Genomic DNA, 19,574 nt, shown 5'->3' with positions numbered 1-19,574 from the left:
ATCAGAATTTAGTCTATGTCCAATATCAAACGACGTAAATCTATCCAGGTGATGGTCGGTGACGTCCCTGTCGGCGGCGGTGCACCGATCGTGGTACAGTCGATGACCAACACCGATACGGCCGATGTAGATGCAACGGTAGACCAGATCAGGTATTTACATGAGGCGGGATCAGAACTCGTAAGAATTACAGTCAATAACAAACAGGCGGCAGAGGCGGTACCCTACATCAAGGAAAAGCTGCTCAATCAGGATGTGACGGTTCCGGTTATCGGTGATTTCCATTACAACGGGCATAAACTGCTGCCCGCTTATCCTGAGATGGCCAAGGCTCTGGCCAAGTACAGGATAAACCCCGGGAACGTGGGGACGCGGCAGCGGGATGAAAATTTTTGCACGATTGTGGAACAGGCCATTAAATACGACAAGCCGGTTCGCATCGGCGTCAACTGGGGGTCACTGGACCAACAATTGCTGGCACAAAAGATGGATGAGAACAACGAGCGCGAAATTCCCAAATCTTCCAAGCAGGTGATGCTTGACACCATGGTTGAAAGTGCCCGCCGTTCGGCTGAACTGGCCGAAGAAGTTGGACTAGGCTCCAACAAAATTATTATAAGCTGCAAAATGAGCGGGGTACAGGATGTGATATCGGTGTACCGGCGGATTGCCGAAATTACCGAGTATCCGCTGCATGTAGGTCTGACGGAAGCCGGAATGGGGATGAAGGGCATTGTTGCCAGTAGCACGGCACTTTCAGTGCTCCTGCAAGAGGGCATCGGAGACACGATACGCGTTTCGCTGACCCCGAAACCGGGCGGAGATCGGGCAGAAGAAGTACGTGTGTGCCAACAGATACTGCAATCGCTGGGAATCCGGAACTTCATCCCCCAGGTTACCGCCTGTCCCGGCTGCGGTCGTACGAACAGCACCTATTTCCAGGAACTGGCCGATGAAATCCAGGAGTATTTGCGCGAGATGATGCCTGTCTGGCGCGAGATGTATCCGGGAGTGGAGGAGATGGATGTGGCCGTCATGGGATGCGTGGTCAATGGGCCCGGAGAATCGCGAAACGCCAATATCGGGATTTCACTGCCCGGTACATTTGAGGAACCTGCCGCTCCCGTATACATGGATGGAGAACACTATACCACGCTGAGGGGAGAAGGGATTGGCGAAGAGTTCCGCAGCATCCTGGATGAATACGTGATGCGCAATTACTCCCAAACCCAAGCCAATGGACAGGAAGCAGAGGAGGAAGAGAGCGGAGTGGAGGGATAGCGCCGCTCCCGTAAGGCTCAAGACCCTGCCACGTTAATTTTTGCCACAACCCTGCCTGCGGTACTGAATTTCGAGATCATGCTGATGGAACAAATTTGTTGATCCTTTTTTAACCATTCTATTGAATCCGTTCGAACACCCCGGCAGAGCCATATTACGCATTCTAGTATTAGCGGTTATTTTATTATATTCCGTTCATTTTGAAACCAGGCTTGTGCAACAGGTATGAAATTTTTTTTCATACTTTTCATGGTATTTATGACCGCCACAGGCGTGGCATCTGCGCAGGATACTGCTGCCGATTCGTTACTGGCGAAAGCAGATTCCCTGTACGATCATTTTTATGAAGCTAAGGCATTGGAATTGTATACCTCCATTTTGAATCGTCATCCAGACCATTATACTGCTCTTTGGCGGGCCAGTTTTTTATACTCCAGGATCGGGTTTCGACTTGACAGCAAAGAGCGGCAGCAAGCGTACTACCAGAAGGGGATCGCATTGGCCGGGCATGCCCTGAATGTTGACTCCACGGATACGCACTCCCACTTTGTAATGGCCGCGGCCCTTGGTCGCAAGGCGATGATATCCGGTGCCAAGGAACGGGTGAAAGCCGCACATTCAATCAAGCACCATGCCGAGCGGGCCATCCGCCTGGACAGCACCAACGCCGGGGCCTGGCATGTTCTGGGCCGCCTGCATTTCAGGCTGGCTAACCTGAGTTTTGTAGAACAGCTTGCGGCAAATACGCTCTACGGTGGACTCCCTGAAAGCGATGAGGCCACGGCGGTCCGCTCAGTGGAAAAGGCTATAGAACTGGAACCCGAGCGCCTGCTCTATTATTATGATTTGGCCAGAATGTACAAACACCTCGGGAAGGAACAACAGGCCATTTCAGCTTGCGAGGACGCCCTCCGACGTGATCCTTTATCCCCTGCCGACCCCGGCTGGCTGGATCAATGCCAAAAAATGATCAAGGATTTTCAATAACGTATCTGACAACTATTTAACAAAAAAGTATAACAGTTGAACTATGTCTGAACAAAAACTCCAAAAAATTGGTGTGCTTACTTCCGGCGGAGATGCCCCCGGCATGAATGCCGCCATCCGGGCGGTGGTTAGATCATGTATCTACTACGATGTAACTCCGTACGGCATCCGTGAAGGCTATGAAGGATTGATACAGAACGATATGTATCGAATGGAAGCGGGATCGGTGAAGCATATTATTCACCAGGGGGGTACCATCCTGAAATCGACCCGGAGCCATCAATTCAGAAATAAAAAGGGCCGGGAAAAGGCGCATGAAAACCTGATTAAGCGCGACATCGATGCCCTTGTGGTTATTGGTGGAGACGGAACGTTTAAAGGGGCCGACATTTTTGGCCGCGAGTTTGATTTTCCCGTCCTGGGTATTCCCGGTACCATCGACAACGATATTTCCGGGACCGATTTTACGATCGGGTTTGACACGGCAACCAACACCGTGGTGGAGGCGGTAGACCAGATCCGGGATACGGCCACCTCCCATAATCGCCTGTTTTTTATCGAGGTTATGGGCCGCGATTCCGGGTACATTGCGATACACTCCGGTATCGCCGCCGGGGCTGAAGAGATCTTGATCCCCGAAAAAGATCGCGGCATGGACAAGCTGATAGAGTCGCTGGAAAAGAGTTCGCGCCGCAATAAGACCTCACGGCTGGTGATAGTGGCTGAGGGGGAAAAATCCGGCAGTATCTATGAGCTGGCCGACAGCGTAAAACAAAAGTTCGGCAAAGAGTATGAAATTAAAGTCACCGTGCTTGGCCATATCCAGCGGGGCGGGCGCCCGAGCTGTGCTGACCGGGTGCTGGCGAGTCGCCTGGGAGTGAGTGCTATCGAAGCTCTGCTGAACGGGGAAAGAGGAGTGATGGTAGGTGTTCAGAACCACAAAGTATGCTATACCGACCTGGACAACGCAACCAAGCAACAGCACACAATTGACGAGGACCTGTTGAAAATTGCTGATATCGTATCAATTTGACATGTAATTTAGTCTGAAAATATTTGTAAAATAATAAAGGTTTAAGGCTTTTTCATTTAACGTTATATAGTGGGTTGAGTTATGCAAATGATGCAGCATCCAAGTAAGGATATCACGGTCAAAGAGACCCGTGAGAAGGTTCCCTATAAGACACCGGAGTGGGCCAAACATGTTATCTGGTATCAAATTTTCCCGGAGCGCTTCAGAAACGGTGATCCCACGAATGATCCCACTGCAGACCGCGTGAACGGCCCTGAAGGATGGGAGATAAGTCCGTGGACCGGCGACTGGTACCAGCGGGCCGAATGGGAAAAAAAGCTGGGACCAAAGTTCAGGGACAGCGTTTTTCACCGTCGGTACGGGGGCGATCTCCAGGGAATTCTGGACAAGCTGGATTATATCGAGGAGCTGGGGATCGGTGGAATTTACCTGAATCCCGTTTTTGATGCGGTCTCACTTCATAAGTACGATACCAGCCATTACCACCATGTCGATCGTTTTTTTGGTCCGGATCCGGAGGGCGATGTGGCAATCATGGAGCAGGAAGACCCGGCCGATCCGTCGACATGGCAGTGGACATCAGCGGACAAGCTGTTCCTGGAACTTATTGAGGAGGTACACAGCCGCGGGATGAGGATTATCATAGATGGAGTCTTCAATCACTCGGGAAGCGATTTCTGGGCCTTCCGGGATCTGAAGGAGAACCAGCAGGAGTCACCGTTCAGGGACTGGTACGATGTAATCTCTTTTAATCACCAGGATGGCAGTGAATTTGCATATCACGGCTGGTGGGGTATCAAGGATCTGCCCGAGTTCCAGGCACAGAATGGAACGCTCATTGAGCCGGTCCGTCAGCATATTTTTGATATTACCCGGCGCTGGATGGATCCCAACAGTGACGGCGATCCCTCAGACGGAATCGACGGCTGGCGGCTGGATGTGCCTGAAGAGGTGGGGCAGGATTTCTGGATTGAATGGCACCAGGTTGTCCGGGGAATAAACCCCGAGGCGTTCACTGTCGGGGAGATCTGGACCGATAACGCCGTCAATTACATCAATGCCGAGCAGTTTAATGCCTCCATGAACTACCGGTTTTTCCAGGCAGTGGAGGAATATATGATTGACCGGGATATCGGGGTGGAAGATTTTAGCAACTGGCTGGATGAGATTCGAAACAGCTATCCCGAAGAAGCAAATTATGTGCTGCAGAACCTGATGGAAAGCCATGACACGCCCCGGCTGGCGTCGATCATCGTAAATTCCGGGCGTAAATTTGACCAGTGGGGATTGCCGGCAGATGGTTTTAAGGTACGCAAGCCGAATGCAAAAGAGCGACAGCTGCAAAAGCTGATTGCCCTATTGCAGTACACCTATATCGGGGCACCGATGGTATTTTACGGAACCGAGGCCGGCATGTGGGGTGCCGACGATCCCGATGATCGCAAACCGATGGTGTGGCCTGATATGGAGTATGAGGATGAAACCACGCATCCAATCAAGGGAATGCAGCGCCCGGCAGACAGCAACGAATTTGACCGGGACCTGTTCAACTGGTACAAAAAGCTTGGGCAGATCCGGAACAGACACGAGCTGTTGCGAACCGGGCAGTACCTCAATATTGTGAGCCGGGACGACCTGTTTGCTTTCGGTCGCCATCGAAAGAAGGAAAATCCAATGATTGTCGTCCTCAATCGTTCCGATAAAGATCGGAAAGTGACGCTCGATCTCTCCCCATTCATTGCCACTCCCGACACCTACCGAAACCTGCTGGATGAAACGATGGTGAAGGTGACCCTGGAGAACAAAGTGACGCTCCAGGTCTCTGCACTGTCGGGAGTCATCCTTGAACCGCAATAAGATCGGAAGTTCAATGCGCATTGATCCCCGGCATTTTAACAAATTTATGGCTGGTGTGGCGGTGGTAGCTGCCATTCTTATTGCGATTGCTACGCTCAACTACACCTCCGGCCGGGAGGATGCCTTCCAGCGGCAGATGATGGAAGCGGATTCTCTCGGATTGGTCAAGTTTCCCCGCATAACGAGTGGCGACAGCCTGCAGCTCAACCAGTTCAGGGGGCAGTATCTGCTGCTGGATTTCTGGTCTACATGGTCAGAGGCTTCGACCGAATCGCACGCGCAGCTCGCTGCAGAAACCCGGGGGGATTTAAGTGATTTGGCAGTGATCGCCGCTTCGGTACGCAATAGCCGGAACGAGATCCTGGAGTACCGGCAAACACACAACTACCCGTTTGAATATGTCGACGGGACAGCGTTTTATCGAACAATGAATTTACCGGGTGTTCCCAGCCAGGTTCTGTTTGACAAAGATGGGGAGGTTGTAGCCACGTTTGTCGGATATACGGATTCAACCCGGTATGACAGCCTGAAAGCCCACATTAGGAAATGAACTCCTCTCAACTCAGATGGATGTTGGTGAGTGGCCGTTACTGCAGGCAGGGAGAGCCCGTGCTCGCAGCGGATTCCCGGGCTGTACGCTATGGAGATGGCTGCTTTGAGACCTTTCGTTCCTACAGGGGCCGTTTTTTTTACCTGGGAGAACACCTCGAGCGATTGCGAAATGGACTGCAATACCTGCGCATTAGGCCCCCGTTCGAAATTGAGCGGGAATCTGTCAAGAAGAAAGTTATTACCCTTCTTCAAAAAAATAATCTTTACGATGGAGAGGCGGTGGTACGGATCCAGGTTTGGCGCGAGGGGAAACGGGGATTCCAGGTCTCAACAAGTGCAAAGGCCGGTTACTGTATTACCGCCGATCCGCTGCCAGCGATTTCATCCCCGGTCAGCCTGGCAACCGTTTCTGTACGACGAATCCCGTCTGAAGCAATAGATCCCCGGTACAAGCTCTCCAACAGCATCAATTACATCCAGGCGGCAACCGAAGCCACCGAGCGGGGTGCGGATGATGCGCTCATGCAGACTACGGACGGATATATTTCTGAAACCACGATCGCCAACATATTCTGGATGCGCGGGAAGACAGTTTATACCCCCTCGGAACAGTGTGATATTCTTCCCGGTATCACCCGGGGCAGGATCCTGCACCTGTTGAAAACGGAATTGAATGCACCTGTCTCAGAGGGCGCGTTTTCCCTGGAGCAGCTAAAAAAAGCAGATGCCGCCTGGATCTGTAACTCCGTGCGGGAACTGGTGCCGGTGGCGTCAGTTGACGGACACACGTTTCCAGGTGCTCATCCGTTTGTAAAAGAGCTGAAAAAAAAAATTAAATCCTATAGACAGAAGTTACTGGTTTGAATACCGTTGCCGGTGGCCTGTAGAGCGGGAATCCATTACTCTTATTCAAATTAATAATTTGAGCACAGCTGTAGTTGAAGTCAATTGACAATGATATCGATCTTTTGAGGTTGATTCCACCTCTGCAGGAAGAGGGGGCCGTGGTGCTCCTGGAGTCGCAGTCGTATACCCATCCGGCAGCTCAAAAAACGCTGCTGGCGGCGCGACCCCAAGCGGAAATATTTGCATACGAGAATCGCATTGTTATCCGGAGAGAAGGAGAGTATCAAGAAAAAACCGGGGCCGATGTGTGGGAAGAGCTGAAACAATTTCAGTCTCAGACAGATGGCTGGTTGTTCGGTTACATGGGGTATGACCTCAAAAACCAGGTAGAACAGCTTTGTTCCGGGAATCAAGACCCGGTTCAGGCCCCGGACTTGTATATGATGAACCCGGGATTACTTGTAGAGGATACTTCAACGGGAAGGAGGATGTTGAAGGGAGATATAACCACCGATTCCCAGGTTCTGGATCTGGATCAAATTCCCACCGAATATACTATTGGAGATATTCGGCCGCAGGTTTCGGAGGAGGAGTATCGTGGCATGATCCGGAAGGCCCAGTCCGCCATTCAGGAGGGAACATATTATGAAATTAACTTATCCCACCAGATGAGAGGATCGTTTTCAGGGGCGCCACTCGGACTTTACGAAGATATGAAAAGCGCGGGACCGGTCCCTTTTGGTGCCTTTATCTCATTTAAAGACAGACACCAGGAATTTAGCATCTGCAGCGCTTCCCCGGAGCGTTTTCTGGGCAAACGGGCAAACCGTGTATTTTCCCAGCCGATCAAGGGAACGGTATCGCGGGGAGTTACAGCCGCAGAGGATCGGGACCTGAAAAGATGGCTCTCCTCGTCCGAAAAAAACAGGGCTGAAAACCTGATGATTGTAGACCTGGTTCGCAATGATCTCGGAAAAATTGCAACGCCGGGTTCGGTCAGGGTTTCAAACCTGTTTGAGGTTCAAACCTTTGAGACGGTACACCAGATGGTATCGACTGTTGAGGCGGAGGCGCCCGGCCGGCACCCGGTAGATATTATCAGGGCCTGTTTCCCAATGGGATCGATGACGGGGGCACCCAAAATAAGCGCGATGCGTGGAATTGAGCACCTGGAGAACTACCGGCGGGGGATATATTCCGGGGCTATCGGGTACCTGGCGCCCGAAGGGGATATTGATTTTAACGTTGTTATTCGTACGGCTGTAATTCGCGGGGAAGAGCTTTTCTACTGCGTGGGGGGAGCGATCACCAGTGATTCCGATCCCCGGGAGGAATGGAGGGAAACACTGGTGAAAGCCAAAGCGTTGACGACTGCCGTTTCTCCGGAAAAGTCCGGTGTGGCCAAAGAGCCTGACATATCCCGGTAGTTGCCGGTTCCCGTTTTACCAGTTGTAAGGCAAGAGTATCAATCGCTTAGGATCTGCTCAATCTGTTGCTCCTCATCATCACTGAGCTCCAGGTTTTGCTGGATCGCTGCGGCTTCTTCGATATGGCTGACCTTGCTGGCGCCGATCAGGGCGGAAGTTACCTGCGGTTTTCGCAGCACCCAGGTGAGCGCAAGCTGGGCCATGGTTTGTCCCCGCGCTTTCGCTATCTCATTCAACTTTTTTACCTTGGAAATTTTTTCTTCGGTGACCCCTTCTTTTTTTAGGAATCCACTTTCCCGGGCCGCACGGGATCCTTCCGGAATACCATCGATATATTTATCGGTCAAAATGCCCTGGTCCAGGGGAGAAAAGACGATACTGCCGATGCCCTCTTCTTCAAGTGTTTCCAGCAGGTGATCCTCCTCTACCCAGCGGTCGAACATGCTGTACCGGGGCTGATGGATGAGACAGGGCGTTCCCAGATCCCGCAGAATTTCAGCGGCTTTTTGGGTTCGTTCCGTCCCGTAATTGGAGATTCCAACATAGAGCGCCCGCCCGCTGCGGACGGCATAGTCGAGTGCACGCATCGTTTCTTCGAGCGGGGTATCCGGGTCGGGCCGGTGACTGTAAAAGATATCCACATAATCGAGCCCCATCCGTTTGAGGCTTTGATCCAGGCTGGCAATAAGATATTTGCGGGATCCCCAGTTACCATACGGTCCCGGCCACATCAGGTACCCGGCTTTGCTGGATATAATGAGCTGATCCCGGTAGGAGCTGAGATCCTGGCTTAAGATTTGGCCGAAAGTTTTCTCGGCGGAACCGGGCGGCGGCCCGTAGTTGTTGGCCAGGTCGAAGTGGGTGATCCCCAGGTCAAATGCACGATGAATCATTTTTCGGGCATTTTCAAGGGTATCCACACCACCGAAGTTGTGCCAAAGACCCAGCGAAACCAGGGGCAGTTTGAGCCCGCTTTTTCCGCACCGGTTGTACTTCATTTGTTCATACCGATGGTCGGCGGGAAGATAGCTCATAAGAAATATAACAGTTTTCGTTTCGGTTTTGACTGGAACATCCTAAATAAAAATTCACGGAATGAAAGGCAAAACAGAATACGGGGGGATGTGGCAGGCAAAGCAGGAAATGAAAAAGGGGAAGCACTATTGAATGCTTCCCCGATACACTAACAGGTGACTATGGCAAGTGAAAGATCAGACCCGTTTATAGCTGGAGCACGGTCCTTCTTCCTTACCATTTTTTTCGCAGTCTTCTCTCGTCTCGAAGCCGCGCTGGGAGTGTTCCTTGATTTCCCCCTTTTGTTTGAGTCTCCATCTCCACTGGTCTAACTGATCCTTATAAATTTCACACTTAGGCATAAATCTAACCTACTTTTATATTTTTGTAATTGGCAAATTATTGGTTGGCGCATATAGATATCAAGGCATGATGTTCTATAGCACAATAAATGGTACGAACCTGAATATCTATATACCTGCAGTTGTTTCCAACCTGTTGAAGATAACAATTTTTGAAACCAAAATCGTTGCCGGCTTACCCCGGCATGCTGCGAGAGGATTTAACATATAAGTGGATTTCTTAACCAAGGTAAGAAACGCGGGTGCAAACGTTTTCATAATTTTTAATATTATTACATGCGAAAAAATGAGTGTGCACATGAAAGATCGGTAAACATTAAATAAAACCGGATTACAATGCTTGTACATTATGATACCAGGATGCAGATTATTACACTTTTGTTGTTATCTGTTTTGGGGATGGCGTGCCAGCAGCAGCGTTCCGGCGAAGACCCCGGGACGGCTGAAAATGAGGCTGACACCACCTTGACCTCGGAGATGAGTGATACGCTGGATGCCATCTCGGAGCCGCTGGTCGATCATATGTATACGGCTGACCCGTCGGCGCACGTATTCAACGGAACACTTTATATCTATCCCTCTCACGACATTGAGTCTGGCGTGCCCCAGGATGATATGGGGAGTCATTTCAACATGAAGGACTATCATGTTTTTTCTATGGAAAAAGTGGGGGGAGAGGTTACCGACCACGGAGTTGCCCTCCATGTAGATGACGTACCGTGGGCAGAGCGACAGATGTGGGCACCCGATGCGGCGAAGAAAGGGGATACCTACTACTTCTATTTTCCGGCAAAAGATGAGAACGGGGTGTTCAGAATCGGGGCGGCGACCAGCGATTCGCCCACGGGACCGTTTGAGCCTGAGCCCGAACCTATTGAGGGGAGCTACAGTATCGATCCGGCTGTCTATAAAGATACGGACGGGACCTATTACATGTATTTTGGCGGAATTTGGGGTGGCCAGCTGCAGCGCTGGCAGACAGGTGAGTATGTAGAAGAGGATACCTATCCCGCAGATGATGAGCCCGCACTGGCCCCCAAAGTAGCCAGAATGAGCGAGGAGATGTTGAGTTTTGCCGAACCTCCCAGGGATGTTCAGATCCTGGATGAAGAGGGCAACCCCATAACGGCCGGCGACAATAAACGCCGTTTTTTCGAGGCGGCATGGGTCCACAAGTATAACGGGAAATATTATTTTTCCTACTCTACCGGCGATACGCACTACATTGCCTATGCCATCGGAGACAGCCCGTATGGCCCATTCACGTACCAGGGAAATATTTTAGAACCGGTGATCGGGTGGACCAACCACCACTCCATTGCCGAGTTTAACGGGCAGTGGTATCTTTTTTATCATGATGCAGAGCTTTCCGGCGGGCAAACCCACCTGCGGAATATCAAGATGACTGAATTGACCCATAATCCGGATGGGACGATACAGACGATCGACCCCTACAGGGATTGATGGGAAAGCGTTATTTTCGGAAATATTTCTGTCGGACAGGTGTCTGTACCATGAGCCCGGCAAGGCCGGGAAATCAGGAACCGCAGACGGTTCGCAACGCTTCCCTGTCTTCGGCCGACAACTGTAGGCCGGAGACATCCTGCCGGTCCATCAGGTAATACATCACGGAGCGGGGGTTTTCAACATGTGGGAGTCCCAGTGCGTGGCCCACTTCGTGAGCGAGCACCAGCCGGAGATTGTCGATATCATCAAACTGGTAGATATTGATCTTTTTTTGCTGGCCGGTCTGCATATAGCTGCCCTGGTTGAACTCGTTCATGTGGCTGTATCGTTCATTGTAGTGGTAGACCAGCGTGTTCTGCCGGTCTGCAATACTATTAAGCTGCTCGGACAGGCGATTTACTTGTTCCCCGAGCGCAGTCAGCTCGCGGCGATCCCGATCCAGCTCCCGTTTGTGTACCTGGAGTTCCTGCTGCTCCTCCTTTATGCGGGGTTTTTCGCTTTCGGGAATCCCGCCCGATTGATTCCATTCCGATATTTTGGTATTGAAACTATCCAACTCCTGGTGGTAGAGGTCCACCTTTTGATTGAATGTATCCAACCGCTGCTGATAGGTTTCTGAGTGTTTTGCATACTCCTGTTTCAGGGCTTTAAAACGCTCACGAGCCCGGGCAATTCGGTTCGAAAGCTGTTTTTCATTTTCTGTGAACTGCTGCTCCGAACTGTAGATAAAATTGATGGTCACTTCTCCCTGTTCATGATAGTATACCAGGTCACCTTCTCCGGGAATTGACCAGAGCGCCTCTACCTCCCGCATGATTTTCTCAAGGGTTGGCCGGGCAATATTGAAACGCGAATCGATATCCCCGAAACGGTACGTAACAGGAGCCCGGCAGGGAGTTGAGGAGGGCGTTTGTTGAGTAGCAGAACCTCCTGAGCTGAACAGGGTGATACCTCCTCCTGCAGCCAGGATAAAAAAACTGAGTGCTATAATGTGGGTTCGATTCACCAGCGATTGTTGAGGCAATCAATATGGAAATTGTATCGATCCGCTCACCAAAGTGCCAAAAATTCTGGAATTCCTGATGCCGGAGTCAAATAAGTATATATGGCAGAGATCAGAATCCGGCACCTTTTGCCGGCAAGAGTGAGAATTTGGATCCCGCAAAACCGTTCAGTAAACAGGGGATTTGTAAAATACAAATGCAGCCCCTCGATATATCAACTACGATAATCTCAGTTGAGGTTTTCGGTTTTTTGGCGCGATTCTTCCGCCATCTGCTCGTGGTATTCTTTCAGCCGCGTGGCCAGGTTTTTATTGTGGGTACTCAATATTCGGGCCGCCAGCAATCCGGCATTGGACGCTTTTCCGATCGCCACGGTTGCCACCGGCACCCCGTTGGGCATCTGAACGATGGAGTAGAGGCTGTCAAGTCCGCTGAGTGTGCTCGTTTTTACCGGAACCCCGATGACGGGTAGCGTGGTATAAGCGGCCGTCATTCCGGGCAGGTGGGCAGCTCCCCCCGCACCGGCAATAATAACCTTGAGGCCCCGGTCACGGGCGGTTTTACCGTACTCCGCCATCATATCGGGAGTGCGATGGGCAGAAACCACCTTTTTTTCATAATCAATTCCGAATGCATCCAGGATATCGCACGCTTCGCGCATGGTGGGCCAGTCGCTGTCGCTTCCCATGATAACACCGACTTCGGGATTGGCTTGGCTCATAATGTAATTGCTTGAATTTTGATTTACGTGTTGAATAAAATATTGAGGGTTTTGCCCCCCATACCTCGTATTTAGAGAGTTCTACTCCCGTTTAAACAATCAATAAGGTTGGTGGTATAACCAACTCCCAACAAAATAACAGGTTCTGCAAAGGATCCCTATAGAAAATATGCCGGGGCCGCCGGGCGAAACGTAACGCTAGAGCGTTACTCTGAAAATGAATATTAGCGCCGTCAACATGCCAACATATTTTCCACCTCTGACCCTACGCCTTCGCTTTCAATGTTGTTAGATCCGGATCGGAGCCGTCAGCTTCCCGGCTTTTTCATAGGTCGCATCAAGAATATCTCCCAGCAGAGTGTAGTGTCCCATCTTGCGACCGGGGCGGCTGTCCAGTTTTCCGTACACATGGAGATGTCCATCGCTTGCCTCCAGGGCGTTCAGCACAAAGTCGACCTGCGCGTCACGCCTGTCGGTTCCCAGCAGGTTGATCATCGCCACGGCGGGGGCCCGCAGGCTGGTACTGCCCAGTGGTAAGCCAAGCACGGCCCGCATGTGGTTTTCAAACTGGGATGTAACCGCCCCTTCAATCGTATAATGGCCAGAGTTGTGGGGGCGCGGGGCCGATTCATTAAGCAGCAGGCTCCCATCTTTTTTCAGGAAAAATTCATAGGCAAAAATGCCTTTCCCGTCGATCGCCTCCGTTGCCTGTACCGCCAGCTGCTGCGCCTTGTTCTGTATCTCGGGGTCAACCGGTGCAGGAGAGAGCACGGCCACGCAGATATGGTCTTGCTGTACGGTTTGACAACAGGGGTACACCTGTGTGCCGGTTTCATTGCGGGCCACCTGCACTGCCAGCTCATGCGTAAAATCGACAAACGCCTCGGCAATGATATCGTGTCCATCTGTTCCGCCAAGATTCTTAAAAGATTGTCGGGCTTCCTCTGCATTATCAACCGTTTCATTGCCGTACCCGTCATATCCCCCTTTTGAGGATTTGAGCAGGTATGGCCAGCCATGCCGTTCTCCAAACGCCTGCAGGTCCTCTTCCGATTCAATGAGAGCGTATGGGGTCACGGGGATGCCCGCATTTTCAAATGTCTGCTTCTCAACAAGTTTATTTTCAATAAGAGAAAAAGAGGAGGGAGAGGGCCAGATCGGTACGCCGCTTTGATCCTGTACCGCCTGCAGAATGTCGGAACTGATAAATTCGTTTTCAAGCGTAAGCACATTCGTTTTCGTGGCAAATACAGCCATATCGTCAACGCTGTCGAATGAGCCAGTCGAGGAGTAGGGAGTCATGAACTGTACCGGTTCGTTTTCCGGTCGATCAGAAAATACCCCGACCTGTATTCCATATCGAAAAGCTTGCAGGGCCGACATGCGCGCGAGCTGCCCGGCGCCCAGAAATCCGATTCTGAAGTTGGCGGAGAGAGGATTGTTGGATTCAGACACAGTAGTGGTTGTTCTTGGGATTTACATTTTTCGGGAATGAGTATAAGAATATTAAGGTATAGAGTACAGAAGTTTAGAACAGAAGGAAATCGGGCGGCCGCAATTTACAGGATTAGAAAAAGTACGGCCGACTATCCCCGGTTGCCATAATATTTTGTGGGATCTTTAGAAGAATGCCATTAATATCTTATTTTATCGATTGATCTGGAACAGGCTGGTTCCGGAAGTAATCGGCGCATATGCCGGAAATATTCAAGATGCCCGGATTTTGGCAGAAGAACGATTCAATTTTTCTGAATCCCAATATGTTGTTTTTGATTTAATACGTATTTATGGATATAGAAGCAAAGCTACAGCAGGTTAAAGAACGATTTGAAGAAGTACAGACCGCAATGAGTGATCCTTCCGTGTATGACGACCCGGACCGTTACACGGAACTGACCAAAGAGCACAGCGACCTGAAGGAGCTGGTAGAATACTACGACGAGTGGGTTGATATTAATAACCAGATCGAAGGGAATACCGAGCTTATTGAAGAGGGAGACGATCCCGAAATAACAGAGATGGCCAAGGCGGAAATTGAAGAGTTGAAGCCGCGCCTCGAAAAGCTGGAGGAGGAGATCAAGTTCAAGCTTATTCCCAAAGATCCCGACGATTCCAAGAACGTGATTGTGGAGATCCGCTCGGGAACCGGGGGAGACGAGGCCGCCATTTTTGCCGGCGATCTGTTTGACATGTACCGCCGGTTTGCCGACAAGATGGGCTGGAAGCTGAATATCATGAACCTGAGTGAATCAACGCAGGGCGGATTCAAGGAGATTATTTTCGGGCTGGAAGGCGATGAGGTCTATAGCAAAATGAAATATGAGAGCGGTGTCCACCGCGTGCAGCGGGTGCCACAAACCGAAACACAGGGCCGGGTGCATACGTCGGCGGCTACCGTGGCCGTGCTGCCTGAGGCCGAAAAGGTGGATGTGGAGGTCAATACGGCTGACTTGCGCATCGATACGTTCAGGGCCAGCGGGGCAGGGGGACAGCACGTCAATAAAACAGACTCCGCAATACGGATTACCCATGAACCCAGCGGCGTGGTGGTGGAGTGCCAGGAGGAACGCTCCCAGCACCAGAACAAGGAGAAGGCGATGAAGATGCTGCGAACCAAACTCTACGAATCCAAGGTGGAGGAACAGCGCCAGGAACGGGCCGCGGAACGCAAAAGCCAGGTGTCGACCGGTGACCGCAGCGCCAAAATCCGAACCTATAACTTCCCGCAAAGCAGGCTGACCGACCACCGCATCAACCTGACGCTCTACAACCTGGAGGATATCATGAAGGGCGACATCGACGAGGTCATCGAAGCACTCCGCGTGGAAGACAATCTGGAGAAGCTGAACGCCATTATGGGAGAGTAGCCGGCCTGCCTGTTGGTGAGTAGGAGATCCTCAAAAAGCTACAAAAGCCTTTTCCCTTGTTTATTGGGGTTGCCTTATAACCTTTCCCTTTTATCATCTATTTATTTTAGTCCGATCTGTGAGCCCGTGCGGATGGAGTTTGGCAACCTACAATAGCGGGTGCTTTTTGGATAAGTTCATCATTTTCAAGAGCCTCCACCATAAAAAGCGCAAAATCGGTTCGGCGGGTCAGGTTGCTTTCCAGGACAGGATCACCCACATGCTCACTCCAAACCGGAAGTCCCTGGCTTTCTCCCTCCTCCAGGTCACTACCCCGTACAACGGTCCATTTCTTGTCACTGGAAAATACCAAATCACAGGCTCTCACCTGGTCTTGAATGTCAACGAGTCGCAGCATTTTGGCGATCCACCCGGCAACATTTAAAAACACCTTCAGCTTCCAGGAGTATTTATCCTTTCCGTCTTTGGTGATGTGCCAGCCGCAGGAAAAAATCAGGCGCGCACCGGGCTCGGCAAAATCGAGTACCGCCCGTGCCGTTCCAGAGGAATAGTTGTTCACTCCCCAGGGGGCCAAGACGGTGAGCACCCCGTCGCATCCGTTTACCGCTTTTTTGATTACTTCCCGGTCATTCGTCATTCCCGGTACCACTGTTATTTGGTCTTTAACCGGGTCCAGCTTGCTGACGCTTTGTTCCCTGCAAACGCCGACAATTTCATAATTTCGGTCCAGTGCATGCTGAACCATGTATTGTCCAAGTTTCCCGGAGGCACCGATTATACAAATCTTTTTCAATCTCATTTTTTTATACTGAGGATTTTGCAACTCCCTCAATTTCTCGTTCTAAGGGAGTTGTACACCCGTTTAAAAAGTCAATAATACAACCACCTCCCAACAAAACAGGAGGTTCTGCACAGGGTCCCATACCAATATTCTCCTGTTAATCTATACAAAAAAGGTGTATGGTGCTTTAAAAAAAAGAAACGGTGATATTCTTGGGTGTTGAATTTTATTCAGGATATATATCCCATCTACCGTGATGCGGTATTTGGTTACATTATTCATACAGCTAAGAACAGACGATATCCCCTGTAAAAGGTTGCACTCAGTGACAATGTGCATAGCCATAGCCGATAGGCGGAGTGTTATGTGAAAACCACCAAACAGGGGTTACCGGGAATACAAGTATGAACATTTTAAATACTGCTCTTTATGTCCCGCAATTGATGGCTTCGAATGCGCGATCCTGCTATCCGCTATTCAAGATTCCAGGTTCTGATACTGCTGCTGCATGAGCACGCGGATCTCCTTTGCTATCGTCATCGTGTCGCTTTTTGCGGAACTGATGGTCTGATACGCCTCTTCGAGTGTTTTTCGGGCTTCTTCCTTGTTCCCCAACTCTAGCATGCACCTGCCCAGGTAGTACTGCGCTTTCCCGTATACGAACGATTGAGCTTCATTGGCAGCTTCCAGTACCTGTTTCGATTCGTTTAGCAGGCGGACGGCCGCCCGGTATTCCTCCTGTTCAAATTTAAAAATGGCATGTCCACTCAGTACTCTGCCCAGCGATGCGTTTTCCGAACCGTAGGTATTCCTGAAGATTTCGGCGGTGGCATTGTAGCTGGAATCGGCCAGTTCCGGCTTATTCCAGTGACTGTACAACTTGGCTTTGATATTCAGAATGTAGGCGTTGTAGACGTGGTCAGCTCCATAGTTCTCTGAAATTATATTGTGTGCGGTGTTGAGGATCTCACCGGCCTGCGTATATTCTTCTGAATCGATCAGGTAGCTGCCGTAGTTTCGCATGGCCATCGCAGGCCTATAGTGACCGTCTCCGAATTTTTCCTTGAGGATACGGACCGATTCCCTGTGATAGGTGGCCGCCTCTTCCGGTTTACCGATATCATTTGCAACGGTGGCCAGACCGCTCAACGTTGAGCCCACCAGCGAGTGGTCTGGCCCCAGGGTTTTTTTGCGAATTTGATAGGCTTTTTGAAACAGCTGGTAGGCTTTTCGGGACAGGTCTCTCCGCATATACACAATGGCAATATTGTGGTAGGAGAGCGCCAGTTCGGGATTATCGGGTTCATATATTTTTTCCTTTAGCTCCAGGGATCGCTCATAATAATCCAGGGCTTTCGAGTAATCCCCCAGCCGGGAATGAACAATCGCGAGGTTATTCAGCTGGTAAGACTTGTTGTGCATCGATTCGATGGTATCTTCGGGAAAATCTCCCGTGGCGGTTAGTACCTCCAGCGCTTCTTGATACCTTCCCTCTTCGATATAGGCATCACCCAGGTTGAGCATGTTTACCCTGTAGGCTTCGGATCCGGTAACCTCCCACGAACGGTACAGGGAATCCGCTTTTCGGAAAAAGTATATTGCCGAATCGACATTGGCCGCCGCCCGGTGCCAGTTTCCGTAGACGGTAACGATGTCGGCAATGGATGCGTCTTGCAGATCCAGGGAGTCCATGGCCAGTGTATAGGCCTGGTTGATCGTTTTTTGAGCTTCCCCCGTCTGGCCGATGTTAAGCTGTATCTGGCCGATGGCACCGAGCAGCAGCGCCCGGTTACTGGTGGTAATTGATTTGTTGTTGAGTTCATCCAGTCCCCGCGAAATAATTTCGCTGACGGGAAAGTCCTGACCGACACTGACACGCGGATTATTGGCTTCAAACAGGGAAAGCAGGAAATCGGTCATTTCGGTGGCTCGTTCACTCTCCAGCCGGGCCCGGTTTCGCTGTTCGGCAATTTGATAGGTGTAAGCGATTGAAATTCCGGTAATGAGCGCCAGGATTAACGCCGCCGCCGAAAGCGTGGCCTTGTGACGTTTAATGAACTTTGAAACGTTATATCGGAAGGTATCGGCGTGGGCGGCAACCGGCAGGCCCCGCTGGTAACGCCTGAGATCTTCCAGCAGTTCACCGGCTGAGTTGTAACGCCGTTCCGCCTCTTTGCGTAGTGTTTTCAGGATAATGGCATCCAGGTCCTCCTTGAGCATTCGTTCCCACTCTGGGTTTTTTGTGGAAGGCGGTTCCGGGGACTGCTGCTTAATAATCTCCTCAATCTCACCGATGCTTTTCTGCTTTAGGTCGAACGGAGCGGAGCCGGTTACGAGCTTATAAAAAAGCGTGCCAAGCGCGTAAATGTCACTGGCCGTGGTTACGGGCGCATCGGAGAGTTGCTCGGGAGCGGCATATCCCAGGGTCAGAACCTGGGCCCCGGCGCGGGTCTGAAAAATTGTTTGATCGGATTTGTCTTGATCGAGCAGCCTAGCGATACCGAAATCCAGGATTTTAACCGATCCCTCGCTGTCAACCAGGATGTTTGCCGGTTTGAGGTCGCGATGGATAACAAGGTTGGCATGCGCATGCTGTACGGCGCTGCAAACCGACTCGAAGAGCTCCAGCCGTTCATTGAGGCTAAGTTCATGCTGACGGCAATAAGCGTCAATCGGAACGCCATCTACATATTCCATAATAAAATAGGGAAGTCCCTCGTCGGTGATACCGCCGTCGTACATCCGGGCTATGTTGGAATGCGTGAGGTTGGCCAGGATGGCCCGTTCGCGCTGGAATCGCGCCCTGTTGTCGGGGGTATCCATACCGCGCCTGATCAATTTTAGAGCTACCTGATGCTCAAATTGATGGTCGGCGCGTTCAGCCAGGAAAACCGATCCCATCCCCCCGTGGCTGATCAGCTCGGTTATACAATAGGAGCCGACCTGTTGACCGATCATGGTGGAGCTGCGCTCTTGGTCCGGAAACTCTTCTGGCAAACCGGGCAGCAGGGCCTCTTTAAACAGGTCCGGATCCTCCAGGAATCCCTCCGACTCCTCGATCGATTTCAGCAGCTCTGTGACCGACCTGAACAGTTCCGGGTTGCCGGTGCAAACTTCCCTGATAAATTCGGTTCGTTCTTCATCGGACAGGGTTAACGCCGTATCCACGATATGTTCAATCTCTTGCCAACGGTTGTTATCCATAAAAAGCTGTAGGTATTTCGCTGTAGATTCTGTAGTGGTGACCCAATATTGTAAATTAATGGTGGTTTTTGAGAAAAGATAAAACGCAGCCATCAGGCCCGGAGTACTTCAGTTACCGGAGTAACGGGAAGCAGTGTTTTCAGCATTCTCGGTTTGTGTTTGATCTGCAAA

General features: G+C 50.9%; 15 protein-coding genes. 9 read left to right on the top strand and 6 right to left on the bottom strand.

What is annotated here, in order from left to right; translation table 11 throughout:
- The first annotated feature begins 15 nt into the window (after positions 1-15).
- The 7 genes from ispG (at position 16) to pabB (ending at position 7,983) form a co-directional block, all read left to right on the top strand.
- The gene (gene ispG / locus ACG2E4_RS01900) at positions 16-1,281 is read left to right on the top strand and encodes a flavodoxin-dependent (E)-4-hydroxy-3-methylbut-2-enyl-diphosphate synthase (protein ID WP_395275556.1); all 1,266 of its coding nucleotides are present in this window, start codon (positions 16-18) and stop codon (positions 1,279-1,281) included.
- 225 nt (positions 1,282-1,506) lie between these two features.
- Positions 1,507-2,268, top strand: a complete 762-nt coding sequence (locus ACG2E4_RS01895; RefSeq protein WP_395275555.1) for a hypothetical protein — start codon at positions 1,507-1,509, stop codon at positions 2,266-2,268.
- 43 nt (positions 2,269-2,311) lie between these two features.
- Positions 2,312-3,301: a 6-phosphofructokinase gene (gene pfkA, locus ACG2E4_RS01890; protein WP_395259225.1), complete on the top strand. Its 990-nt coding sequence runs from the start codon at positions 2,312-2,314 to the stop codon at positions 3,299-3,301.
- An 87-nt stretch (positions 3,302-3,388) separates the two neighbouring features.
- A complete protein-coding gene (locus tag ACG2E4_RS01885) occupies positions 3,389-5,158 on the top strand; it encodes a glycoside hydrolase family 13 protein (protein ID WP_395259224.1) in 1,770 nt (589 codons plus the stop codon).
- 13 nt (positions 5,159-5,171) lie between these two features.
- Positions 5,172-5,708, top strand: a complete 537-nt coding sequence (locus tag ACG2E4_RS01880) for a TlpA family protein disulfide reductase (RefSeq protein ID WP_395275554.1) — start codon at positions 5,172-5,174, stop codon at positions 5,706-5,708.
- 26 nt (positions 5,709-5,734) lie between these two features.
- Positions 5,735-6,574, top strand: coding sequence for an aminotransferase class IV (locus tag ACG2E4_RS01875; RefSeq protein WP_395275553.1), 840 nt, complete (start codon positions 5,735-5,737; stop codon positions 6,572-6,574).
- 74 nt (positions 6,575-6,648) lie between these two features.
- Complete coding sequence (gene pabB / locus ACG2E4_RS01870) at positions 6,649-7,983, top strand: aminodeoxychorismate synthase component I (RefSeq protein ID WP_395275552.1); 1,335 nt, start codon at positions 6,649-6,651, stop codon at positions 7,981-7,983.
- Between the two features lie 38 nt (positions 7,984-8,021).
- Here the strand turns inward: pabB and mgrA are convergent, their stop codons facing one another.
- Positions 8,022-9,017, bottom strand: a complete 996-nt coding sequence (mgrA, locus tag ACG2E4_RS01865; RefSeq protein WP_395275551.1) for an L-glyceraldehyde 3-phosphate reductase — start codon at positions 9,015-9,017, stop codon at positions 8,022-8,024.
- Between the two features lie 819 nt (positions 9,018-9,836).
- On the opposite strand from mgrA, the gene ACG2E4_RS01860 reads away from it, so the two are divergent.
- On the top strand, positions 9,837-10,823 hold the full coding sequence (locus tag ACG2E4_RS01860) for a glycoside hydrolase family 43 protein (RefSeq protein WP_395275604.1): 987 nt from the start codon (positions 9,837-9,839) through the stop codon (positions 10,821-10,823).
- Positions 10,824-10,896: 73 nt separating this feature from the next.
- On the opposite strand, the gene ACG2E4_RS01855 is transcribed toward ACG2E4_RS01860, so the two are convergent.
- From ACG2E4_RS01855 to ACG2E4_RS01845, 3 genes are all read right to left on the bottom strand, one after another.
- The gene (locus tag ACG2E4_RS01855) at positions 10,897-11,832 is read right to left on the bottom strand and encodes a matrixin family metalloprotease (RefSeq protein ID WP_395275550.1); all 936 of its coding nucleotides are present in this window, start codon (positions 11,830-11,832) and stop codon (positions 10,897-10,899) included.
- A gap of 227 nt (positions 11,833-12,059) precedes the next feature.
- Positions 12,060-12,551, bottom strand: a complete 492-nt coding sequence (gene purE / locus ACG2E4_RS01850; RefSeq protein WP_395260574.1) for a 5-(carboxyamino)imidazole ribonucleotide mutase — start codon at positions 12,549-12,551, stop codon at positions 12,060-12,062.
- A 288-nt stretch (positions 12,552-12,839) separates the two neighbouring features.
- The gene (locus ACG2E4_RS01845; protein WP_395275549.1) at positions 12,840-14,006 is read right to left on the bottom strand and encodes a 5-(carboxyamino)imidazole ribonucleotide synthase; all 1,167 of its coding nucleotides are present in this window, start codon (positions 14,004-14,006) and stop codon (positions 12,840-12,842) included.
- Positions 14,007-14,344: 338 nt separating this feature from the next.
- Between ACG2E4_RS01845 and prfA the strand changes: the two genes are divergently transcribed.
- A complete protein-coding gene (gene prfA / locus ACG2E4_RS01840; RefSeq protein WP_395275603.1) occupies positions 14,345-15,418 on the top strand; it encodes a peptide chain release factor 1 in 1,074 nt (357 codons plus the stop codon).
- A gap of 106 nt (positions 15,419-15,524) precedes the next feature.
- Here prfA and ACG2E4_RS01835 read toward each other — a convergent pair whose 3' ends face one another.
- Both ACG2E4_RS01835 and ACG2E4_RS01830 read right to left on the bottom strand, forming a co-directional pair.
- Entirely contained in the window at positions 15,525-16,217 is a 693-nt protein-coding gene (locus ACG2E4_RS01835; protein ID WP_395275548.1) for an NAD(P)-dependent oxidoreductase, read from the bottom strand.
- A gap of 459 nt (positions 16,218-16,676) precedes the next feature.
- A complete protein-coding gene (locus tag ACG2E4_RS01830; RefSeq protein ID WP_395275547.1) occupies positions 16,677-19,403 on the bottom strand; it encodes a tetratricopeptide repeat protein in 2,727 nt (908 codons plus the stop codon).
- Positions 19,404-19,574: the final 171 nt, after the last annotated feature.

The sequence above is a fragment of the Halalkalibaculum sp. DA384 genome (assembly GCF_043951955.1).
Classification (GTDB): domain Bacteria; phylum Bacteroidota; class Rhodothermia; order Balneolales; family Balneolaceae; genus JAMQKA01.
Note: the sequence above shows the minus strand (reverse complement) of the source record. Positions and strands in the feature narration are given on the sequence as shown.